A 20,657-nucleotide genomic window follows, 5' to 3' on the forward strand; every position below is an offset into this window, starting at 1 on the left:
AGCAACGTTCCTCGACCGTTCGGGCTCATCCCAACGCGATGCTGCGAGCCTTTGCTCTTCAGGCCATTTTCTTTGGGTTACTTTTCTTTTGGGCCAGCAAAAGAAAAGTGACTCGAGCGGCGGCAGCCGATCGAAACGCCCGCTGCGTAAGCGGCCCGACCGCGGCAGCGCTGCACAAGGACGACCGCAACGCTGCCGCGACAATCGGAAAGCAAAGTCACTGGATCCCGGCCTTCGCCGGGATGACGACTAGGAGAGACTGAGTAGAAATGCCAAAAAACTGAGGCCGCATCACTGCGGCCCCAAATCACCCAACATCAAGCGCGATCAATGATCCGCCCCCGGCCCCGCCTTCGCACTGAACGGCGGCCGTGCCATCCACACCACCACGATCAGGCTGAAGAACACCCAGCCCAACATGTGGAACACCTCGTTGAACGAGATCTGGTAGGCCTGCTGATTGATCAGCTGCTCCAGCAATCCATTGCTCGCCTGGCCCGTCACGCCCACGGTCTGCAAGGTCGCCTGCGGCGAGGTGTCGTACGGCGTGATGTGTTCGACCAGATGCGCATGATGCACGATCGCGCGGTGATCCCACAGGAACGTGGTGAGCGAAGCGGAGAAGCTCGCGCCCAGCGTGCGCAGGAAGGTGGCCAGGCCGCCGCCCGAGGCAATCTCGTTCGGCTGCAGGTCCGACAGCAGGATCGTCGTCACCGGCATGAAGAACAGCGCCACACCCAGGCCCTGGAACAACTGCACGCCTGCGATGTGCATGAAGTCGATCTGCGTGAAGAAGTCCGAGCGCATGAAACAGGTGGCGCCCATGATCAGGAACGCGCATGACGCGAGCAGCCGCATGTCCGTGCGCGGCCCGTACTTGCCCACGATGAAGGTGAGCATCACCGGCAGGATGCCCAGCGGCGCCGCCGCGAAACCCGCCCACGTGGACGTGTAGCCCATGTTCCGTTGCAGCCACTGCGGTACCAGCAGGCCGATGGCGAAGAACGCCGCATAGGCCAGCACCAGCGCGATGGTGCCGGTGCGGAAGTTGTGGTGGCGCAGCAGGCGCAGGTTGACGATGGGTTCCTTGTCGGTGAGTTCCCAGATCAGGAACACCGCGAGCGCGATGGCCGACACGATGCTGGTGATGATGATGAAGCTGGAGTTGAACCAGTCTTCGTCATTGCCCTTGTCCAGCACGATCTGCAGCGCACCCACGCCCACGATCAGCGTGATGAGTCCCACATAGTCCATCTTCGGACGCATGGTGACGTCCTTGCGCAACTTCATCTGGTTGCCGACCACCATGCTGGCGAAGATGCCGATGGGCACGTTGATGAAGAAGATCCACGGCCACGTGTAGTTGTCGGTGATCCAGCCGCCGAGGATGGGGCCCGCGATGGGCGCCACCACCGTCACCATCGCCAGCAGCGCCAGCGCCATGCCTCGTTTGGCCGGTGGATAGATGGAGATCAGCAAGCTCTGCGTGATCGGGTACATCGGTCCGGCCACTGCGCCCTGGATGGCGCGGAACAGGATCAGCATCGGCATGCTCTGCGCGGTACCGCACAGGAAGGATGCAAGCGAGAACAGCAGCGTCGACCAGATGAACAGCTTCACTTCGCCGAAGCGGCGCGTGAGGAAGCCCGTCAGCGGCAGGGCGATGGCGGTGCTCACGGCGAACGAGGTGATGACCCAGGTACTCTGGTTCACGCTCACGCCGAGGTTGCCGGCAATCGTCGGCAGCGACACGTTCGCGATCGTCGTGTCGAGCACCTGCATGAAGGTCGCCAACGAGAGGCCGATGGTAGTCAGCGCCAGGTTGGGCGGGCGGAATGGTTGGTTCATCGCACGGGTGACCTGCGGTATGAAGTTTCAGCGCTCTGCGCGGGTGCAGAGCAGCCGCTGTTTTTCTTGCTCGTCATTCCGGCGCACCCGCAAAAGGGGGCGAGGGCCGAAATGGCGGTGTAGTACTCAGGAAAGCGTGGAGACGCGTACGTTTCCACGCCAACCGAGTTACTGCTGGTGACTCTCGCCAGCCATGTTCGCGTGGACGATCTCCGCGATCATGCCGTCGGCCTTGGCCAGCTGTTCCTTGTACACATCGGTGTTGAAGGCCGGCTGCGTGGGCGACTGCTTGGCGAGCAGCGGGCCGCTGGTGTCGTGCAGATTCACCGAGACCTTGGTCGACAGGCCAATACGCAGCGGGTGTTCTTCCAGCTGCTTGGGATCGCTGAAGAACACGCGAACCGGCACGCGCTGCACGATCTTGATCCAGTTGCCGGTGGCGTTCTGTGCCGGCAGCAAGGAGAACGCACTGCCGGTGCCCACGCCCAGGCTTTCGACCTTGCCGTGGTAGGTAACCGAACTGCCATACACGTCGGCGCGGATCTCCACCGGTTGGCCGATGCGCATGCTGTTGAGCTGCGTTTCCTTGAAGTTCGCGTCAACCCACACGCCATGCAGCGGCACCACCGCCATCAGCGGCGTGCCCGGCGCCACGCGCTGGCCCAGCTGCACCGAGCGCTTGGCGATATAGCCGTCCACCGGCGCGACGAGCGCGGTGCGCACGTCGTCGAGATAGGCGGCACGCAGACGGGCGGCTGCGGCCTGGACGTCTGGATGCGAGACGACGACGGTGTCATCCACCAGCACCTTGTTGGTCTGCAACTGCTGCTGCGCGGTGGTGAGGGCGCTCTGCGCGGAGGTCAGTGCGTCGAGTGCGTGCGACAGTTCTTCGGCCGAGATGGCGCCCGACTTGGCCAGGTCGCGACGACGGTTGAAGTCGGCCTGGGCCTTGTCCACCGCCACCTTGCGCACGGCCACTTCGGCCTGCGCGCCACTCACGTTGCTGTAGAGGCCGCGCACCTTGCGCACAGTGTTGGCGAGATTGGCGCGGGCCTGCTGCAGCGCGATGTCGGCATCGGCCGGGTCGAGCTTCACCAGCACGTCGCCGGCATGCACCAGGTCGCCATCGTCGGCGCCGATGGTGATGACCGTGCCCGACACCTGCGGGGTGATCTGCACGATGTTGCCGTTGACGTAGGCATCGTCGGTGTCTTCATACCAACGGCCTTCGAAGAAGTACCACAGGCCCCAGCCGATGGCGGCAATCACCAGTACGGCGACGAGTGCCTTCAGCAGGAAACCGCGACGGCTCTTGGGGGGTTGGGCGGCTGCGGTCTCGGCCGCGAGCGGAGTCTGGCTAGACATGGGGGTAGCCTTTAGAGCGAATGTTCAGAGGAAGGTGAAGCGGCCACGTCGGCCGCGCCCGCTTGCGGACGGAAACCGCCGCCGAGGGCCTGGATGAGTTGCACGGAGAGGTCGACCTGCTGCGACTGCAACGCGGCGAGACGCTCCTGCGCGCCCAGCAACTGCTGGCGCACGATCAATGCTTCGAGATAGCTGCCCACGCCCGCCTTGTAGCGCTGCTGGGCGAGCTGCCAGGCCTGCGAGGCGGCATCGACGGCGCGCTGCTGGGCATCGACCTGCTCCTTCGCCGACTGCACCGCGTCGTAGCCATCGGCCACTTCATTCACGGCGCGCACCAGCGTCTGGTTGTACTGCGCCACGGCCTCGTCGTACTGCGCGTCCTTCGCGGACAGGTTGGAACGCAGGCGACCGCCATCAAAGATCGGCAGGCTCAGCGACGGGCCGAAGGTGTAGAAGCGTGCCGGCAGCTGCAGCGGATTGATGCTGCCGAACGCAGCCACGCCCGCCATCGCACTCAGGCTCACGTTGGGCATGAACTGCGTCTTGGCGACCTTGATCTCCTTGCCCGCCGATTCCACGCGCCAGCGCGCGGCAACGAGATCGGCGCGGTGACCGATCAGTTCGGTCGGCACGTCGGCCGGCACCGCCAACGCACCGGGGTTCAGTGACTGCGGACGGCCGATGTCGAGCCCGCGATCCGGACCCTTGCCCAGCAGCACCGACAACGACGAACGCGCGGCGTCGATGGCGCGCGTGGCCGCGGCCAGATTCTGGTCGGCGTTGGCTACTTCGGTGTCGCTCTGCTTGAGCTGCAGCTGGTTGTCGATACCGGCGGACACGCGCTGCAGGGTCAGCTGGCGCGCGGTGGCGGCGCGCTCGTGCTCGGCCTTCGCCACGTCCTGCTGCGCATACGCATAGGAGAGCTGCACATAGGCACGTGCCACGTTGGTGGAAAGCGCGATGCGCGCGGCCTGCTGCTCGATCTCGGCCGCGTGCTGCTGGCCGACGGCGGCTTCCCATGCGGCGCGCTTGCCACCCCACAGGTCCAGGTCCCAGCTAAAGCTCGCGCGGGCGTCCTTGAACCAGGTGAACTTGCCGCCGCCCAGTTCCGGCGGTGCGGCGGTCAGCGGCAGGCGCTGGCCGATCACGTTGGCGCCGGCATTCACGCTGGGGCCGCGCTCGGCATCGGCCGCACCGGCCTGCGCCTGCGCCTGGCGGGCGCGCGCATCGGCCACGGCAAGGCTGGGATTGTCCTTCAGCGCTTCGGCGATCAACGCGCTCAGCTGGGGATCGCCCAGCCCGGTCCACCAGTCATCGCCGGGCCAGGCGGCGGGGGAGAGCGTGGCGCCGGACAGGCTGCGATCGGCCTTCAGTGACGAGGCATCGGTCAGCGTGCCTTCCGGGTGCAGGCCGCCACTGCTGACGCATCCCGCCAGCGCGAGAGTAAGGCCGGTGGCTGCCGCAAGGAGTTGCAGACGCATGGGCTTGGTTTCCAGAAAAGTGAAACGGGTCAGTTCTTGTCGCGGAGCGTGTGCAGCACACGCTCCAGGTAATCGCGCAGTTGTTCGCGTTCGGTCGGATCCAGCGCCTTTTGCGCAGCATCCAGCACGCGGTCGTTGCAGGGCGTCATCTGCCGCCACATCGCATCGCCTTCCGGCGTCAGCTCGATGCGCAGCGCACGGCGGTCCTGTTCATGCGGACAGCGGCGCAGCAGGCCCTTGCCTTCGAGCTGGTCGAGCTGGCGCGTCATGGCGCCGCCGTCCAGTTCCACCGAACGGGCCAGTTCGCTGGCCGACATCGGGCCTACCAGGGCCAGGCGCTTGAGGATCAGGAACTGCGTGAAGCGAAGCTCCACGCCTGACGCCTGCAACTCGGCCTCCATCTTCCGGACCAGTTCGCTGCGAACCAGTCCGATCAGGACGCCGATACTGTCTTTCTGGACGGAAAGGGGGGTTGGGGGGCTCATACCGCGGCAATTCTATTGCCGAAAATATATTTGTCAAGGCAAATATGTGCTGGATACATTTTGCCCGAACAAAATTTGAAATCAGCTCAATGAGGACCCTCCTGCATCTCGTCCTCCAGCCAGGTGCGCAGGGCCGGGTGGCGCACGTCGAACAGCTCGAACACGCCCAGCGCGCGAAGCGTCGGCAGCAGCGCGAGCAGTCGGGGTTCCAGGGCGCAGCGGGCCGCTTCGGGTGTGTTGGGGTCCAGCATCTGGTGCGCACAGGCCACGAAAGCCTCGAGCGGCGCGCTCTCGGCGGTGGACGTGCGTACGGCAATCGTCGACATGGGTCTGCTCCCTCTGGCGCCGGGGTATCGACGCCACTTGCTGAATCAGGACGTGTGTCGGGGTGCGGGCGTGACGGATCCGGATCAAGCAGGAGTCACGGCACGTACACCCGAACCGCGACCGACGACACGTTGGGGACCGCGAGCGGCGGCAGCGGCGGGGATAGGGCCAGCATGATTGGGCAGGCCAGCCAATTACTGTTAGCGTTATTTGGTCAAACTTTATCGAGAACCGGCCATGGGCCACGTCGCCGAGAAAGACGAACACCAGTTTCATGCCCTGATAGAGCGCCTCGACGGGCCCTCGGTGATCGCCTATTGGACCGAAGGCGAAGTCGCCAGCGAGTACACCGACAGCAGCCGCGAATACGGCTGGCACTCGCACGCACGCGGCCAGCTGTACTGCGTCGAAAGCGGCCTGGTGCACGTGCGCACGGCGCAGGGCTCGTGGCTGCTGCCGCCCCACCGCGCCGGCTGGATGCCGCCGGGTGTGGAGCACACCGTCACCCTCAGCGGCCCCATGACAGGCTGGGGCGTATTCGTGACCCCGCCCGAATGCGGTTGCCTGCCTGCCGAACCCTGCGTCATCGGCGTCACCGAACTCATGCGCGCCCTGGTGCGCCGCGCCAGTTCATGGATCTGGGAAACGCAGCTCGACGAAAGCCAGGAACGCCTCACCGCCGTGCTGCTGGAAGAAATCTGCCGCGCCCAGCGCGAGCCGCTGCATCTACCGATGCCGGTGGATCGACGCGCGCTGCGCATCGCCGTGGCACTGCTGGAAAACCCCAACGACAACCGTGGCCTCGATGAGTGGGCCGCCTGGGCGGGACTTTCGCCACGCAGCCTGAGCCGGTTGTTCCGAGGCGAAACCGCGCTGAGCTTTGCGCAGTGGCGCCAGCTGGCGCGACTGACGCATGGGCTGGAACGTCTGGCCGACGGCGAGCCGGTGTCTGCGGTGGCCGATGCGTTGGGCTATGCGAGCGTGAGTGCGTTCGTGGCGATGTTCCGGCGGAGTTTCGGGCAACCGCCAGCGAGGTATTTCGCGGCGCAGGCGACGCAGTAGGACGCTCGTTTCGGTGTTCCCGGTTTTGCAGACGTGAGCAGCCGCATGGTTGGTCACTGCGAACGGACGCCGCCATCGAGGCGGCCGTGTCCGTCAGAAGCGAATACGAACACCCATTTTGGCGTCCCAGCTGTGCGAGTTGCCGTTGAACGTGCTCTCGTAATTCGCCACACCGAATACATAGACATTCGAGGTGATTCGCAGGCCCGCGCCCACGCCCAACTGTCCCATCAGGTTGGGTAGATCGGCGTGGAACGGCACCCATCCGGCCGCCGATGAGAATTCGGTCTTGGGCGTTCCGAGGAATTCGTACCAGAGATTGGCGCGCACCCACACTTCATAGTTGCCCTGGGTTGCCAGACGCACACCGATCCGCCCGGTAAGCGAGTCGAGATCGCGATAGCGCACGTGTGCTCCCGGATCGGCAAAGCTGTCCACCGAAAGGTTCTGATAGATGATCTGCGCCTGGGGCTCGAGGACCAGCTCGTGCCCGATCTTGAACGGATAGCCACCTTCGACCGAGCCGGCCAGGCCGAAGCCGTCGGGCTCGATCTGCGGCAGGCGCAGCCCCTTCAGGTCGAACCCGTACCAGCTCGCTTGCCCGACCACATCGAGATAGGCGCCATTGGGCTCATAATGTGTCCAATACGCACCCGCCGCATAGGTGTCGAGTCCAATCGAGCCGGCCTTGAACTGCAGGCTCAACAGGTTGTGATCGACATCGGCATCGGCGTTGCCATAAGCACCATAGACGCCCACCTGATCGAGCCGGCCGCTGTCACTCAATGCGCGATAGAGATGGCCGCCCACTTGGACGGTGACCATGTCGCTCTTGTACGACGGCCCATCGCCATAGATACCGATCGGATCGCCCTGCGTCTTGCCCTCGCGATAAACGACGCGGCCCCACATGGCGTTCGACTCGCCTGGCGGTTCACGCAACGGATCGCCGAGCAATTGCTCCTCGTCGCCCATGCGCTCGTGAAGCGTCCCGATCATCTGCCGTCCCTGGATCATCGCCAGCGCCGGAGCCGCCGCATAGAGCGAGACCTCCTGCCGGTAGTGCGGAAGCGGAGGTGGGGTGGGAGGCGCCGGTGGAGAAGGTGGCGAAGGCGGTGTTGGAGGCGGCGGTGGCGCCAGCGTGTCGCGCAGGAACCAGTTCTCCGGGTCGCTGCCATCAACGCCGCCGCGCTGAAGCGAATATTCATAAGGCCCGGCAATCACCGGGCTGCCCAGATGGAAGGCACCGGCCTGCGTGGTGCCACCATTCAACACGCCGACCAACTCGATGCCGTTGCCCGTAGTGACCGCACCTGCGCCGCTCTGGCGAATGTCGAGCACGGTCGAACCGCCGGCGATACCGCCATCGATCAGCATGCGGTCCGACGGCGAGTTGTCGTCGCCGAGCAACGCGTTGAGCCCCAAGGCACCCGACACGCCCGTGTAATTGCCATGCACGGTGAGCACCGTGCCCGGCGGCGTACCCGTGCCGAAATCGACCAGGCCCGCGTTGCTCAGCGCGCCGATCGATTGGCTGAAGCCGGCGAGGTCCACGGTCGCACCACTCGCCACCGTGAAGTCCGAGATCGGGCTGAACACGTTGCCGCCGCCCGCGCGCAACGTGCCCGCCTGCACGAGGGTCAGTCCGGAATAGCTGCTTGCCCCGGTGAGCACGAGTGTGCCGGCACCGATCTTCTCCAGCGTGCCGGGACCGGTGCCGTCGCTGATCGCGCCGCTCAGCGTGTCGGTCAAGCCGCTGGCGGTATTGATCGTCGGGTCACCCGAGAGCGTGATGTTGTTGGCGATGGTGTAACTGCCGCTGAAATCGAGCGTGGTGCCCTCTACCATGTCCAGCCGACCCGGGCCGAGCGCCGCCGCGTTGCCGAGCCGCAGCGTGCCGCCTTCGAGCACAGTGCCGCCGCTGTAGTCATTGGCGGCGCCCAGTACAAGCGTGCCCAGATCGGTTTTCAACAACAGCGTGTCGCCGGTGAGTGCAGCGTTGATCGTCGCGGTCATGCCGGCGCCCGCCGACGTGCCGTCGCCGACGCGCGCGATCGATTGCGGTCCGATCAAGGTAAGCGCATCACCGGTGATCACGTAACCGTTGCTCGCGAACTGCATGCCGTTGGCGGTGACCGCGCCGAGGCTGTTGTCGACCGTGACCGTGCCGGCGCTGCCGGTGAAGATCGCGAACGCACCATCGGCCCACGGCGCGTTGGGCGTGCCGGTGATCTGCGTCCAGTTGTCGTTGCCGGCGCTGGCCTGCCACGGGCCGTTGCCGCCATTGATCACGCCATCATTCCTCGGGCCCGCCGCGCCGTCCCAGTAGTTGAGCACTAGGCCTTCGGTGTTGACCAGATTGACCTGATGGGGAATCGAGGTCTGCACGAAATAGCTGGTCGACGGGATCGTGCCGACGGCGAGCGTGTTGTTGGTGAGCGTGCCGTCGTAATCGAACACGCGGTAGATGCCGGGCCCGAAGCTGCCGCCGGCCGACACCGCCACGTTGAGCGTGCCGTCGAGCACGAGGTTGCCGCCGACCACGGTCAGATCGTTGAGCGCGCCACCCGGCGTGTTGGCCAGCCCGAATTCGTAGTCGAGGATGGAGCCGGCATGGAGCGCGAGATTGCCGTTGATGATCAGCGTGCCGGGGCTGTTGCCGGGCGCCAGGTGGCCGCCGTCGGCGATGGTGACATCGCCACCGATGATGCCGACACCACCCAACGTCGCGCCGCTCAGCACCTGGGTCAGACCGGTGGCCGCGCTCTGGTTGCCATTGATCCATAGTTGCCCGGCGCTCGCGGTGGTCGTGCCGAGATAGGTGTTCGTGCCGGTCAGCACGGTGGTGCCGGTGCCGCTCTGCCCGACCGCACCGCTGCCGGAAATCACGCCGTTGAACGTCACCACGTCCGAACGGTTGAACGCCAACACGCCGCTGTCGGCGATATCACCGGTGATGGAGCCGACCGTCCCGCCATTGCCCAGTTGCAGTATGCCGCCGACGATCGTGGTGTTCGCGGGCGTCAGTGCTCTATCGATGATCCAGCGGCTGTCGCCGGTCTTGGTCAGCGGGCCGACGAAACTCGTCGTTCCCGTCACCGCATCGGAGTAAAGCTGCGTGCCTGCGCCGTCCAGCGTGAGGGTCGAACTCGCGTTGGCGCCGATGTTCAGATCGCCAGCGATGCTCGATCCGGTGAACAGCGTCACCGCGTTGACGGGCACCGCGCCAACGGGATCCAGGTCGACCGTGCCGGTGATGCGGCCTGCGTTGCTGACCCTCGCACCGCCGTAGATCTGGACACCCAGGGTGTTGCCGTTGATCTGGGCCCCGACCGCGTTGGTCAGCGTGCCGCTTCCCAATACGACGGCCGTATCGCCAGCGATCACACCCGCATTGGTCACGTCGGTGTCAAGGCCGATGCGGATGCCAGCCTGATTGCCGGAGATCGTGCCGCTCGCGCCATTGCTGACCAGTGCGGAAAACGGTGAAGCGCCGGCAGCGCCTTCAAGGATGATCGCCTGATCGATACCGACGGCCGCTCCTTCAATGGTGCCCGCGTTGTTGATCGCGATGCCCACTGGGGCCACCGAACCGTCAATGGCGAGAGATATTCCTGTGCCGCCGCTGCTGGAAATCCTCCCGCCGAGTGCGTTGTCGATCGTGCCGCCCTGGAACAGCGCGATGCCGCCCGTCCCACCAGTGATGGAGCCCGCATTGGAGATCGTGCCTCCCGTGGTTCCCTGGATGCTGACCGCCAGGCCTGCCCCGGTGATCGCACCGGTATTGGCAACGGTGCCGCCGTCTGCGAGCAGCACGCCCGTATCCCCCGCGACGGTGCCGCTGTTGGTCACGACGATTCCCGTGCCATGGCCTTCCACCGCCAACTGGCCGGCCGCCATGCGAGAGACGGTGCCGCGATTGTCGAGCCGGCTGTTTGCATTGAGCAGCACCCGGTTGCCGATCGTGGCGCCGTTGTCGACCTGGAGCGTGGTGACGGTACCATCGACGCCCGCGGTCACCGCGCCCGCACCCAGCGCGCCATTGGCCGCGACTTCGAGCGTGCCCGCCGCGATCGTCGTGCCGCCGCTGTAGGTGTTGGCGCCGCTCAGGATCAGACGGCCGAGATCGGTCTTGAGCAACGCGCCACTGCCCGCCAGCGGCGCGGAAACGGTCGCGGTGTAACCCGCGCCGAGCGCAGTGCCGTCGCCCACCCGGATCGTCGGCTGCGAGCCCACCAGCGTCAGCATCGATCCGCCCAGCACATACCCGTTGGCCGCGAACTGCATCCCTGACGCGCTGACTGCGCCGACGCTGTTGTCGACCGTCACCGTGCCCGCGGCGCCCTGGAAGATCGCAAAAGCGTTCGTGCTCCACGGTGCATTGGGGGTCCCGGTGATCTGGGTCCAGTTGTCGTTGCCGGTCGAACTCTGCCACACACCATTGCCGCCGTTGATCACGCCGTCGTTCTTCGGCCCCGCGGCGCCGTCCCAGTAGTTCAGCGTCAGGCCGGTGGTGTTGACCAGATTGACCTGATTGGCGACCGAGGTCTGGACGAAATAGTTCGGCGACGGAATCGTGCCGATCGCCAGGCCGTTGTCGGTGAGCGTTCCGCCATAACCGAACACGCGATACACGCCCGCTCCGAAACTGCCACCCGCGGACACCGTCACGTTGAGCGTGCCGTCGAGCACGAGGTTGCCGCCCACCGAGGCCAGGTCGTTGAACGATCCGCCCGCGACATTGGCTTGGCCCAATTCATAGTTGATCAACGAACCGGCATTGAGCGTGAGATCGCCGTTGATCGTCAGCGTGCCGGGACTATTGCCCGGCGCGAGGATGCCACCGTTGTCGATGACGACACTGCCGCCGATCGTGCCGCTGCCGCCCAACGTTGCACCCGATGCAACGCTGGTCAGTCCGGTTGCCGCACCCTGGTTGCCGTTGACGCGCAACGTTCCGGTGCTGACGAGCGTCCCGCCGGTATAGCTGTTGGCGCCGGTCAGGGTGAGCGTTCCCGCGCCGATCTTCTCCAAGGCAAAGCCATGACCACCATCGCTGATGGCGCCGCTGATGGTGCCGGTATCATTCTTGAAGTAGGGGTCGATCTGCGCGTCGTCGATAAGCGTCACGGCACCGCTTGCCGTGGCTCCATTAGCCATGCGCAAGGCTCCGAGACGACCCAGGGTCTCCAACCAGCCATCGCCTTCGATGAAGAGCGGCTCGGCATAAGTTGCATTGGCCTGGAGCCACAGCTGGCCGCCGTTTTCCACAGTCATGCCCGTGCCAACGGCTGCGGCAGCGCTAGTGATGGTCAGCCGCGATTGCTCGACATAGATATGGCCGGTGAATGTGCCGCCGGCTGCGCTCACCTGATACGCGGATTCGTCCTGGCCCCCCGTGCCCATGAGGCGAATATCGCCCCCACCAGAAACAGCGTTGGTTATGAGAATGGGCGTACTGGGGTCATTACGGAAAAAGGCGAGCGTGCCGTTATTGACAATGTTTCCAGTGATGCTTCCCGTCGTGCCCCCGTTGCCGACCTGCAACGTGCCGGCACTGATCGTCGTCCCACCGGTATAAGCATTGTCAGTGGGCAGAATGAGCGTGCCTGCCCCCGCTTTGGTGAGCCCACCGGCGCCGCTGAAGGTTTGCGATTCCACGATAGTGAAGCCGTTGGTGTCGATCGCTCCACCGCCAGAAGCAAGCGAAATCGAAGGCGATGCAGAGCCCAAGGTGATGGCCGCCGGCGCCTGATAGCGCAACGTCGCGTTGTCCAGGATCAGGCTGCTCAGCGTGGAATTGCCGGATAGGTTCCAGAGTGACCCATTCTTCAATGTGACGTTCGAAACGGAGTTGGTCGCCGTGTCGGTCATCGCCACACCGGTCAGGTTCGACGCATCCGCCGTCAGGTTGAGGATGCCGCCGTTGATCGTATTGAGGAGTGAGCTGCCGCCGCTGATCGAAGAACGGGTGAGCGATACATTGAAGGGGGCGCCATTCGTCCGGAGGCCGGTATCCAGAGCCGACGTGACACTGCTGTCGGTCACCGTCAGCGTGTTCACCAAACCCGCCGTTGATGCGCTCAGCCCCGCCATGCCTGTTCCCGTGGCGGTGATGCTGCTGCCATTCTGAATGACCATGCTGCTACCGCCACGGACGACTGCGGCGGCATGAGTGAGATCGCCGTTTCCGGTCACCAGTACAGTCACATGATCCGCCACCAGCAATGACGCGATTCCGCTAGAGGACGCGCCCACCGTGTACATGCCGTTGGCGGTGGTCCCAGTGGTTGTGATCGACACGTCCTTTAGGTTGACGACGGATCCGCCTTGCGCGCTCGCGCCGCCGCTGTTGGCGCCATGGGTCACCACCGCGACGCCGGTCGCTGTCACCGTTCCACTCGTCGGGCCATTGATTGCGCCGATACCGAGGCTGCTGGCGCCATTCGTCGTCACCGACCCGCCCGTAGCCGTGACGGTGCCTCCCGGCGCATATAAGCCGTACGAGCCGTCGCCGGTGGTCAGAATGGTCGTGTTGATCACATGGATCGAGCTGCCCGCGCCCGCTGCATAAGTCGCCATGGCGCTGGCGCCGCCGGTGGTCAGACTGAGTCCGCTGACGCCGTTAATGGTGCCGCCATTCAGCGCGTAGAGTGCGAATCCCCCCGTGCTCGCCACTGTGCCGGTATTGATGACACCGCTAGCGGTTTGCGTCGTTCCGTTCGCGACCACCTGCTGCGCGCTGGCAGGTGTGGCAAGGGGCAACAGTCCCGTCAGCAACAGTCCTTGCGCGAGCGGTGCGATACGCAGCGCTACGAGGGCTGTCAGGGAGCCCGGCCCACGATGCCTACCCTGATAGGGCTTGGCCACTTTGGAATCTCGTGATGGTCGTTCTGGCCGAAATGGCCGGAAGAACGTCCTCTCATCCACCTCGTCTGAGGGGCATTCCATGTTGTCGCAAGAATATACGGGTGATCTGCGTGCACCTGCCGTGAACTGGGCTGGCCCTGGCGGAATGGCCCCGTGGCAGAGCCGGCATCGGGATGGCGAACAAAAAAAGCCGCTCCGGTTGGAGCGGCTTCGAGAGCTCGACTTTCACCCCAGTCCACGTCGCGGCTGGGAGAGCGACATAGGCGTTACTGCTTCACCGGCTTCACATAGGTGTTGAACAACTCATCAATGCGACGGTATTCGTCGTACCACGAGTCCGGATGCGTGAAGCCGTGGCGCTCCATCGGATACAGCGACATCCAGAAATTGTTCTTGTGCAGCTCGATGAAGCGCTGATACAGGCGAATGGTGTCGCTGGTCAGCACGTTGTCGTCGATCAAACCATGCTCCATCAGCAGCGGGTCCTGCAGCTTGTCGGCGAAGTTGATCGGCGAGCTGACCTGGTACGACTCCGGATCGAGCTGGGGATCGTTGAGGATGTTGGACGTGTATTCGTGGTTGTAGCTGGTCCAGTCCGTCACCGGGCGCAGCGCGGAACCGGCGGCGAATTCGCCCGGTGCGCGCAGCAGCGACATCAGCGTCATGAAGCCACCGTAGCTGCCGCCATACATGCCCACGCGCTTGGGATCGACGCCGTGGTTCTTCACCAGCCAGGCCTTGCCGTCGAGCAGGTCTTCCAGTTCCGGATGGCCCATCTGGCGATAGATCGCCGTGCGCCAGGCGCGGCCGTAGCCGTCGGAGGCGCGGTAGTCCATGTCGAGTACCACGTAGCCCTGCTGCACCAGCAGGTTGTGGAACATCTGCTCGCGGAAGTAGTTGGAGTACGACAGCGTGACGTTCTGCAGGTAGCCCGCACCGTGCACGAAGATCACCGCCGGACGCGAAGCCGCAGCGGCTTCATCGGCCGGACCGTAGTACTTCGCCCAGATCGTGCCCGCGCCATGCGAGGACGGCACGCCGATGATCTTGGGCTGGATCCACTGGTGCGCGGTGAAGGCCGGCTTCATGGTGTTGGTGAGTTCGCGCGGCGTGCCGCCGTCGACACTCTGCACGGCCAGCTGGGCCAGCGTGTACGGCGCCGAATGCAGCACGGCGAGCTGGCGGCCGTCGGGCGACAGCGCGAAATCGTCCATGCCCTGGACTTGCGTGAGGCGCGTCAGTTCACCGCCCGCGCTGGGCACGCGATAGACGTCGTAGCTGTACGGCGCCACTTGGTTGGTGCGCACGTAGAACCACTGGCCGTCTTCGCTCAGCGCCGGATGGCTCACTTCGAACTTGCCGCTGGTCAGCGCCTTGGCCTTGCCGCCGAGCGTCTTGGAATAGAGCTGCGAATAGCCGGTTTCCTCGCTGAGATACCACAGCGTGCGGCCGTCCTTGAGCCAGCCGAAATCGTTGAAGTTCCAGTTGATCCACGCGTTGTCGGTGAGGCGATGCTGGGTGACCAGCGCGTGCTTGTCGAAGTCGACGCTGGTGATCCAGCGGTCCTTGTTGTCGATGGCGCGCAGCTGCACGGCCACGTTCTGGCCGTCGTCGCTCCACACGATGCCGCCGCCACCGCCGTCCTCGGCGCCGGAGACGATGCGCACCGGGCGAACATCGGGAGCCTTCAAGGCTTTGGCTTCATCACCCTTGCCATCCTTTTCCAGCGCGGCGACGGTCTTGGCGCGGATGTCCTTGAGCGGATCGTCCTTGATGCCGGGCAGCGCATCGGTCTTCAGCGGATAGAACTTGGCGGACTTGAGGTCCACCAGCACCAGCGACTGCGGCGCGGGATCGTTGCGGCCCACGTAGACGCGCGTTTCCTGCTGCTCGGCGTAGCCGGAGTCGGTCACGTAATGCGTGACTTCGGGACGCTTGCCTTCCTTGGCCCCCTTGGGCTTGGTCACCACCAGCATCCAGCGACCGTCCGGCGACAGTTCGGTGTCGGCCGGCTCGGCGCCTTCGCCCAGGTAGATGGGCTTGGGTGCGCGGTTCGGATCGGCGGCGATCAGCGCGTCGTCGTTGTCGCGCGAGGCGTCCTTGTCGGCCTTGTTCTCGCGCAGCGAACGGAACAGTTCCAGCTGCATGTCCTTGAGCTGGTCGGGCTTCTTGGCCTGCGGATCGTCGACGAAGCGCAGCACGGCGGCCGGCGCGCTCACGCCGCCGGCGAGGTCGTAGACGAACCAGTTGTTGCCCTGGCGGTACTGCAGGCTGCGGCCATCGCTGGAGAAGCGCGGCGCGGATTCCGCTTCGGTCGAACGGGTCACCTGCACGCGGCGGCCGCTGGAAAGGTCGACCATGAAGATGTCGCCGTGCATCACGTAGGCGGCATGACGATGCGTGCGGTCGTACACCGCCGGGCCTTCGGCCTGCGCCATGGCGGCGGGATCGAGCTTGGTGTTCTGGCCGCTGGCGGCATCCACGCGGTAGAGGTCGCGCACCTTGCTGCCGTCGCGCTTGAGCGAGTAGTACAGGCTGTGGCCGTCCACGCTCCAGTAGGGCTGTTCCACCGCGGCGCCGATCCAGTCGGGATTGGCCATGATGGTTTCCAGGTCCAGCTGGCCACCGGACGACGGGGGCGACAGGGCCGCCGCGGGCAGCGTGGCAAGGGCGGCAAGGCCGGCGAACAGCGTTCGGCGCATGGATGGCTCCACAGTCAAAACGCCGGAGCATAACCAAGCCTCCGAACGGCACAAGCGCCGTTGGTCCCGTACAAACTGATCGCCTAGGCAGTTAATCTTTGGGGTTCCCCTGCCGGCGCCGTGTCGGCCAACCTGCGGTCCATGCGTTCCGTGAGGTTCCCCCTGCATGTCTTGAAGGCGTGCTATCTCCGAAGTCCCCATGCCGGCGAACAACCATGCCCCTGCCCACCGTTGAGATCGAAACCGCCCCGAATCCGGGCCATAGCGTGATCTGGCTGCACGGACTGGGCGCCGATGGCAACGACTTCGCCCCCATCGTGCCGGAGTTGGTGTCGCCGGCGTGGCCAGCGCTGCGCTTCGTGTTTCCGCATGCGCCGGTGCGACCGGTGACGGTCAACGGCGGCATGCCGATGCGCGCCTGGTACGACATCGTCGGGGTGGATCTGATCTCCCGCCAGGACGAAACCGGCATGCGCGCGTCCATCGCCAGCGTCGATGCGCTGATCGCGCGCGAGAACGAGCGCGGTGTGCCGACCTCGAACATCCTGCTTGCCGGCTTTTCGCAGGGCGGCGCGATCGCCCTGTCGGCTGGCTTGCGCTACGGCGAGGCGCTGGCGGGCATCATCGCGTTGTCCACCTACCTGCCGCTGCAGGACGCCTTCGGTACCGAGCGCCACCTCGCCAACGGGCGTACACCGGTGTTCTGGGGCCATGGCACCGCCGATCCGATCGTGCCGCTGACGCGCGGCGTCAATTCGCGCGACCTGCTGCAGTCAATGGGCTATCCAGTGAGCTGGCATACCTATCCGATGCCGCACTCCGTGTGCGCCGAGGAAGTGGCCGACCTGCGCCAGTGGATGACCGTGCGCCTCGGCGCCTGATCCCCGTGCGCCGGGACGGCGCGCAAAGAAGCACGCACCTTGATGCGGCATACTCCTTCACATGAGGGAGTCCACCACCGATACACCGGCGCCAAGTCGCGCGGAGCATCGCCCGCTACCCGATTTCTGCAGCGGGCCGGTGATCTTCGCGCTGCTCATCATGGCCTCGGTCACGGTCACCGTGATGTGGCTGGCGCCCAACAACAGCCATGGCTGGCGCGGTTTCAGCGTCGGCATGCTGTTCGCCGACTGGTTGGCGGTGGTGATCGGCGTGGCCTTGTGCAAGTTGCGCCCGCTCCTGATGCGTCTGCCGGGACACGCGGCCTATGCCGGCGTGTGGCTGGCGATGGTATTGATCGTGATGGGCGGCAGCGCCCTGGTGCACTGGATGGACGCCGCCATGCAGATGGAACTGCTGAACGACAGCACCGGCGACTTCGTACTCAACAACACCTTGATCGCCGCCCTGCTGGGCGCCGCGATGCTGCGCTATTTCTACCTGCTCGCGCAGTGGCAGACCCGCCTGGAAGCGGTGACGCAGGCGCAGGTGTCGGCGCTGCAGGCGCGCATCCGCCCGCATTTCCTGTTCAACAGCATGAACACGGTGGCGGCACTGGTGCGCGTGGATCCCGCGGCGGCCGAGCGCACCGTGGAAGACCTCTCCGAACTCTTTCGCGCCGCGCTGGGCGAGCACAGCACGCGCGACGGCACGCTCGGCGAGGAACTGAGCCTGGTCGATCGTTACCTCGACATCGAGCAACTGCGCCTGGGCGAACGCCTGCGCGTGCGGCGCGAGCTGCACGATCTGCCCGATGCCTTTCCGCTGCCACGCCTGTTGCTGCAGCCGCTGGTGGAGAACGCCGTGCGCCATGGCATCCAGCCGCTGCGCGAAGGCGGCGAAGTGATCCTGCGCGGGCGGTGCGAAGGCGGCGACATCCTGATCGAAATCGACAACCCGCTGGCCGGCGAGCCGGCACCCGGCGGCCATGGCCACGGCCTGGACAATGTGCGCCGCCGCGTGGCCTATCGCTACGGCCCGCGCGCGCGCGTCACCGCCGGCCCCGAGGGCGAGCGCTTCGTCGTGCGTCTCCAGCTGCCTGCACCGTAGACCGAACTCCATGCGCGTACTCATTGTTGACGACGAACCCCTGGCCCGCACGCGACTCGCCGCGTTGCTCGGCGAATGCGAGGGCGTGGAGATCGCAGGCAGCGTGGCCGATGGCGAAGCCGCACTCGACGCGCTCGGCGAACTGCATCCCGACGTGCTGCTGCTGGACATCAACATGCCCGGCATCAGCGGCACCGCGATCGCGCAGCGGCTGGCCGGCAGCAAGCGTCCGCTGGTGGTGTTTTGCACCGCCTACGAGAGCCATGCGCTACACGCCTTCGAATTGGGCGCGGTGGATTACCTGCTCAAGCCGGTGCGCCTGGAGCGGCTCAACGAAGCGCTGCAGCGCGCTCGCCAGCGCTTACAGCACACACCGCGCGAGTCCGGCGGCTACCTGCACGGCCGCCTGCGCGGCGAACAGGTTCGCGTAGCGCTGGACGATGTGATCTGCCTGCTGGCCGAAGAGAAGTACGTGGTGGTGCAGCACCGTGGCGGGCAGCTGCTGCTGGAAGAGTCGCTGCGCCAGCTCGAAGAAGCCTATCCCGATACGCTGATCCGCCTGCATCGCAATTGCCTCGTGCCGGCGCAGCGCTTGATCGGGCTGAAGACGCTGACCGATGGCCGCGTACTCGCGCGCCTCGGCGGCACGGACCTGATGCCGGAAGTGAGTCGCCGCAATCTGCCGGCGCTGCGCAAGCTGTTGCGCATGGGTTGAAGCGCCATCGCGCTTCCGTCACTCGTCAACGCGAGGCCAGTTCCCGCGAATCGACGCCATCGCCCTGGTTCGCAAAGCCAATCAATTGCCGGATGAGCGCTCGCTCGCTCGACGTCCAGTGCAACGTGGTGCGCAAGGTGGCGTTGTCGGTGCCAAAGCGCACCGGATCGCTGAGCGCGGCGGCGCGATACCACGCCAGCGCCGCATCGCGCTGGCCGGATGCGGTGTAGGTCAGCGCCATCGCCATCGGCACCCACTGGGGTCGTTGCTGCGGACGCAACGAGAGATTGCGCTGGAATGCCTCGAGCGCGCAGGCCGGATCGCCGAGATTGATCATGCTCCAGCCATAGGCCCAGAGCAGGCGACGATCGTTCGGCTTGATGCGCAGGGCGCGGTGAAAATTGACCTGCGCCGCACTGGCGCGATGCGTGCTCGCCGCCAGCCAGCCTTCATCGGTCAGCTTGCGCACGGGCGAAATCTGCGGAAACGCGCCGGAAGAGCCGACCTGATGGAACGCGGAAGCCTCGGGCAATCCGCGCGCGGACACATCGGGATCGGTGTAGGGCCTACCGTCGGGCAGCAGCACGGGAAGCGCCGTGCCGGCATTGCCTGCCGTTGAAGGAATGTTCGCCGCAACGGCGGTGTGGCCCGCCATGGCGAAAAGCATTGCGCAAACCACGCTGCGGAATTTCATGACAACACTCCTTGCTGTCCCGTCCCGGCGCGAGCATAGCCCGTCCCGCGACCGCGCACCTAATGCAGCCGCGGCAATATTTACGCGACAATGGGGCCCCCGACGAAGCCTCGTGCGACGCCCCCAACGAGACCACCATGACGCCCACCACGCTGCGCATCGCCACCCGCAAGAGCGCGCTTGCCCTTTGGCAGGCCGAACACGTCGCGGCGGAGCTGCGCGCAGTCCATCCCGGTTTGTTCGTGGACCTGGTGCCGCTGTCGACCCGGGGCGATGAGATCCTCGACAAACCGCTCGCCACCATCGGCGGGAAAGGCCTGTTCCTGAAGGAACTGGAAGTGGCCATGCTGGAAGGCCGCGCCGATCTGGCCGTGCATTCGCTGAAGGACGTGCCGTCGGAACTGGAGCCTGGCTTCACGCTGCCGGCCATCCTGCCGCGCGCCGATGCGGCCGATGCCTTCGTCAGCAACGACTACGCCAACCTCGCCGCGTTGCCGCTGGGTGCGCGCGTGGGCACCTCGTCGCTGCGTCGGCAGGCACAGCTGCGCGCGGCGCGTCCCGACCTGACCTTGCTGGACCTGCGCGGCAACGTGGGCACACGTTTGTCCAAGCTCGACGCGGGCCACTACGACGCCATCCTGCTGGCCTGCGCCGGGCTCGAACGCCTGGGCCTGGCCTCGCGCATCCGTGGCCGGCTGGCGGCGCCGGACTGGCTGCCGGCGCCGGGACAGGCCGCGATCGCCATCGAGGCGCGTTCCGACCGGCACGACGTGCTCGCGCTGCTTTCGGCGCTGGACGACGCGCAGACCCGACTCGCCGTAACCGCCGAGCGCGCCATGAACCAGGCACTGGGCGGCAGTTGCACAGTGCCGGTGGGTGCCTGGTGCACCGTCACCGAGCGTGGCCTGCACCTGCGCGGCATGGTGGGCGACGTGAGTAGCGGACGCCTGCTGCACGCGCAGGCCGAGGCCGAGGGTGATCAGGCTGAAGTCCTGGGCAAGCAGGTGGCCGCGGCGCTGTTCGACCTGGGCGCGGGCCCGCTGCTGGGCCACTAAAAGGAAACCGCCCGGCGAGCCGTCATCGACGGTCGCCCAGGCGGTTTCGGTGCAGCGCGCGAGC

At 65.7% G+C, this 20,657-nt stretch carries 13 protein-coding genes; 5 read left to right on the forward strand and 8 right to left on the reverse strand.

Annotated elements, in window-relative coordinates; genetic code table 11:
* Positions 1-327 precede the first annotated feature (327 nt).
* The 5 genes from ABIC75_RS17600 to ABIC75_RS17620 form a co-directional block, all read right to left on the reverse strand.
* On the reverse strand, positions 328-1,848 hold the full coding sequence (locus ABIC75_RS17600) for a DHA2 family efflux MFS transporter permease subunit (RefSeq protein WP_354015193.1): 1,521 nt from the start codon (positions 1,846-1,848) through the stop codon (positions 328-330).
* A gap of 168 nt (positions 1,849-2,016) precedes the next feature.
* Positions 2,017-3,213: an HlyD family secretion protein gene (locus ABIC75_RS17605; protein ID WP_354015194.1), complete on the reverse strand. Its 1,197-nt coding sequence runs from the start codon at positions 3,211-3,213 to the stop codon at positions 2,017-2,019.
* 11 nt (positions 3,214-3,224) lie between these two features.
* The gene (locus tag ABIC75_RS17610) at positions 3,225-4,694 is read right to left on the reverse strand and encodes an efflux transporter outer membrane subunit (protein WP_354015195.1); all 1,470 of its coding nucleotides are present in this window, start codon (positions 4,692-4,694) and stop codon (positions 3,225-3,227) included.
* Between the two features lie 29 nt (positions 4,695-4,723).
* Complete coding sequence (locus ABIC75_RS17615; RefSeq protein ID WP_354015302.1) at positions 4,724-5,095, reverse strand: MarR family winged helix-turn-helix transcriptional regulator; 372 nt, start codon at positions 5,093-5,095, stop codon at positions 4,724-4,726.
* A 170-nt stretch (positions 5,096-5,265) separates the two neighbouring features.
* Positions 5,266-5,505 (reverse strand): hypothetical protein, encoded by a 240-nt coding sequence (locus tag ABIC75_RS17620; RefSeq protein ID WP_354015196.1) that lies wholly within the window; start codon positions 5,503-5,505, stop codon positions 5,266-5,268.
* Between the two features lie 238 nt (positions 5,506-5,743).
* Between ABIC75_RS17620 and ABIC75_RS17625 the strand changes: the two genes are divergently transcribed.
* On the forward strand, positions 5,744-6,568 hold the full coding sequence (locus ABIC75_RS17625; RefSeq protein ID WP_354015197.1) for an AraC family transcriptional regulator: 825 nt from the start codon (positions 5,744-5,746) through the stop codon (positions 6,566-6,568).
* A 93-nt stretch (positions 6,569-6,661) separates the two neighbouring features.
* Here ABIC75_RS17625 and ABIC75_RS17630 read toward each other — a convergent pair whose 3' ends face one another.
* Both ABIC75_RS17630 and ABIC75_RS17635 read right to left on the reverse strand, forming a co-directional pair.
* Entirely contained in the window at positions 6,662-13,438 is a 6,777-nt protein-coding gene (locus tag ABIC75_RS17630) for an autotransporter outer membrane beta-barrel domain-containing protein (protein ID WP_354015198.1), read from the reverse strand.
* Positions 13,439-13,704: 266 nt separating this feature from the next.
* Positions 13,705-16,140 carry a S9 family peptidase gene (locus ABIC75_RS17635; RefSeq protein WP_354015199.1) on the reverse strand — a complete coding sequence of 812 codons (2,436 nt, stop codon included), beginning with the start codon at positions 16,138-16,140 and terminating at the stop codon, positions 13,705-13,707.
* A 215-nt stretch (positions 16,141-16,355) separates the two neighbouring features.
* Here ABIC75_RS17635 and ABIC75_RS17640 point away from each other — a divergent pair, with 215 nt between their 5' ends.
* From ABIC75_RS17640 to ABIC75_RS17650, 3 genes are all read left to right on the forward strand, one after another.
* A complete protein-coding gene (locus ABIC75_RS17640; protein WP_354015200.1) occupies positions 16,356-17,021 on the forward strand; it encodes an alpha/beta hydrolase in 666 nt (221 codons plus the stop codon).
* 61 nt (positions 17,022-17,082) lie between these two features.
* Positions 17,083-18,129, forward strand: a complete 1,047-nt coding sequence (locus ABIC75_RS17645) for a sensor histidine kinase (RefSeq protein ID WP_354015201.1) — start codon at positions 17,083-17,085, stop codon at positions 18,127-18,129.
* A gap of 10 nt (positions 18,130-18,139) precedes the next feature.
* On the forward strand, positions 18,140-18,844 hold the full coding sequence (locus tag ABIC75_RS17650; protein ID WP_354015202.1) for a LytR/AlgR family response regulator transcription factor: 705 nt from the start codon (positions 18,140-18,142) through the stop codon (positions 18,842-18,844).
* Between the two features lie 25 nt (positions 18,845-18,869).
* On the opposite strand, the gene ABIC75_RS17655 is transcribed toward ABIC75_RS17650, so the two are convergent.
* Entirely contained in the window at positions 18,870-19,538 is a 669-nt protein-coding gene (locus ABIC75_RS17655; RefSeq protein ID WP_354015203.1) for a tetratricopeptide repeat protein, read from the reverse strand.
* Between the two features lie 137 nt (positions 19,539-19,675).
* On the opposite strand from ABIC75_RS17655, the gene hemC reads away from it, so the two are divergent.
* Positions 19,676-20,593, forward strand: coding sequence for a hydroxymethylbilane synthase (gene hemC / locus ABIC75_RS17660; protein ID WP_354015204.1), 918 nt, complete (start codon positions 19,676-19,678; stop codon positions 20,591-20,593).
* Positions 20,594-20,657 lie beyond the last annotated feature (64 nt).

Source organism: Dyella japonica (assembly GCF_040545895.1).
Lineage (GTDB): Bacteria > Pseudomonadota > Gammaproteobacteria > Xanthomonadales > Rhodanobacteraceae > Dyella > Dyella japonica_D.

What these genes read in the sequence shown, in the direction of transcription:
- ABIC75_RS17650 (WP_354015202.1), top strand. Translation starts at nt 18,140, where the DNA reads ATGCGCGTACTCATTGTTGACGACGAACCCCTGGCCCGCACGCGACTC.
- ABIC75_RS17605 (WP_354015194.1), bottom strand. Translation starts at nt 3,213, where the DNA reads ATGTCTAGCCAGACTCCGCTCGCGGCCGAGACCGCAGCCGCCCAACCC.
- ABIC75_RS17655 (WP_354015203.1), bottom strand. Translation starts at nt 19,538, where the DNA reads ATGAAATTCCGCAGCGTGGTTTGCGCAATGCTTTTCGCCATGGCGGGC.
- ABIC75_RS17620 (WP_354015196.1), bottom strand. Translation starts at nt 5,505, where the DNA reads ATGTCGACGATTGCCGTACGCACGTCCACCGCCGAGAGCGCGCCGCTC.
- ABIC75_RS17645 (WP_354015201.1), top strand. Translation starts at nt 17,083, where the DNA reads ATGAGGGAGTCCACCACCGATACACCGGCGCCAAGTCGCGCGGAGCAT.
- ABIC75_RS17600 (WP_354015193.1), bottom strand. Translation starts at nt 1,848, where the DNA reads ATGAACCAACCATTCCGCCCGCCCAACCTGGCGCTGACTACCATCGGC.
- ABIC75_RS17640 (WP_354015200.1), top strand. Translation starts at nt 16,356, where the DNA reads ATGCCCCTGCCCACCGTTGAGATCGAAACCGCCCCGAATCCGGGCCAT.
- ABIC75_RS17625 (WP_354015197.1), top strand. Translation starts at nt 5,744, where the DNA reads ATGGGCCACGTCGCCGAGAAAGACGAACACCAGTTTCATGCCCTGATA.
- ABIC75_RS17615 (WP_354015302.1), bottom strand. Translation starts at nt 5,095, where the DNA reads ATGGAGGCCGAGTTGCAGGCGTCAGGCGTGGAGCTTCGCTTCACGCAG.
- ABIC75_RS17610 (WP_354015195.1), bottom strand. Translation starts at nt 4,694, where the DNA reads ATGCGTCTGCAACTCCTTGCGGCAGCCACCGGCCTTACTCTCGCGCTG.
- ABIC75_RS17635 (WP_354015199.1), bottom strand. Translation starts at nt 16,140, where the DNA reads ATGCGCCGAACGCTGTTCGCCGGCCTTGCCGCCCTTGCCACGCTGCCC.
- hemC (WP_354015204.1), top strand. Translation starts at nt 19,676, where the DNA reads ATGACGCCCACCACGCTGCGCATCGCCACCCGCAAGAGCGCGCTTGCC.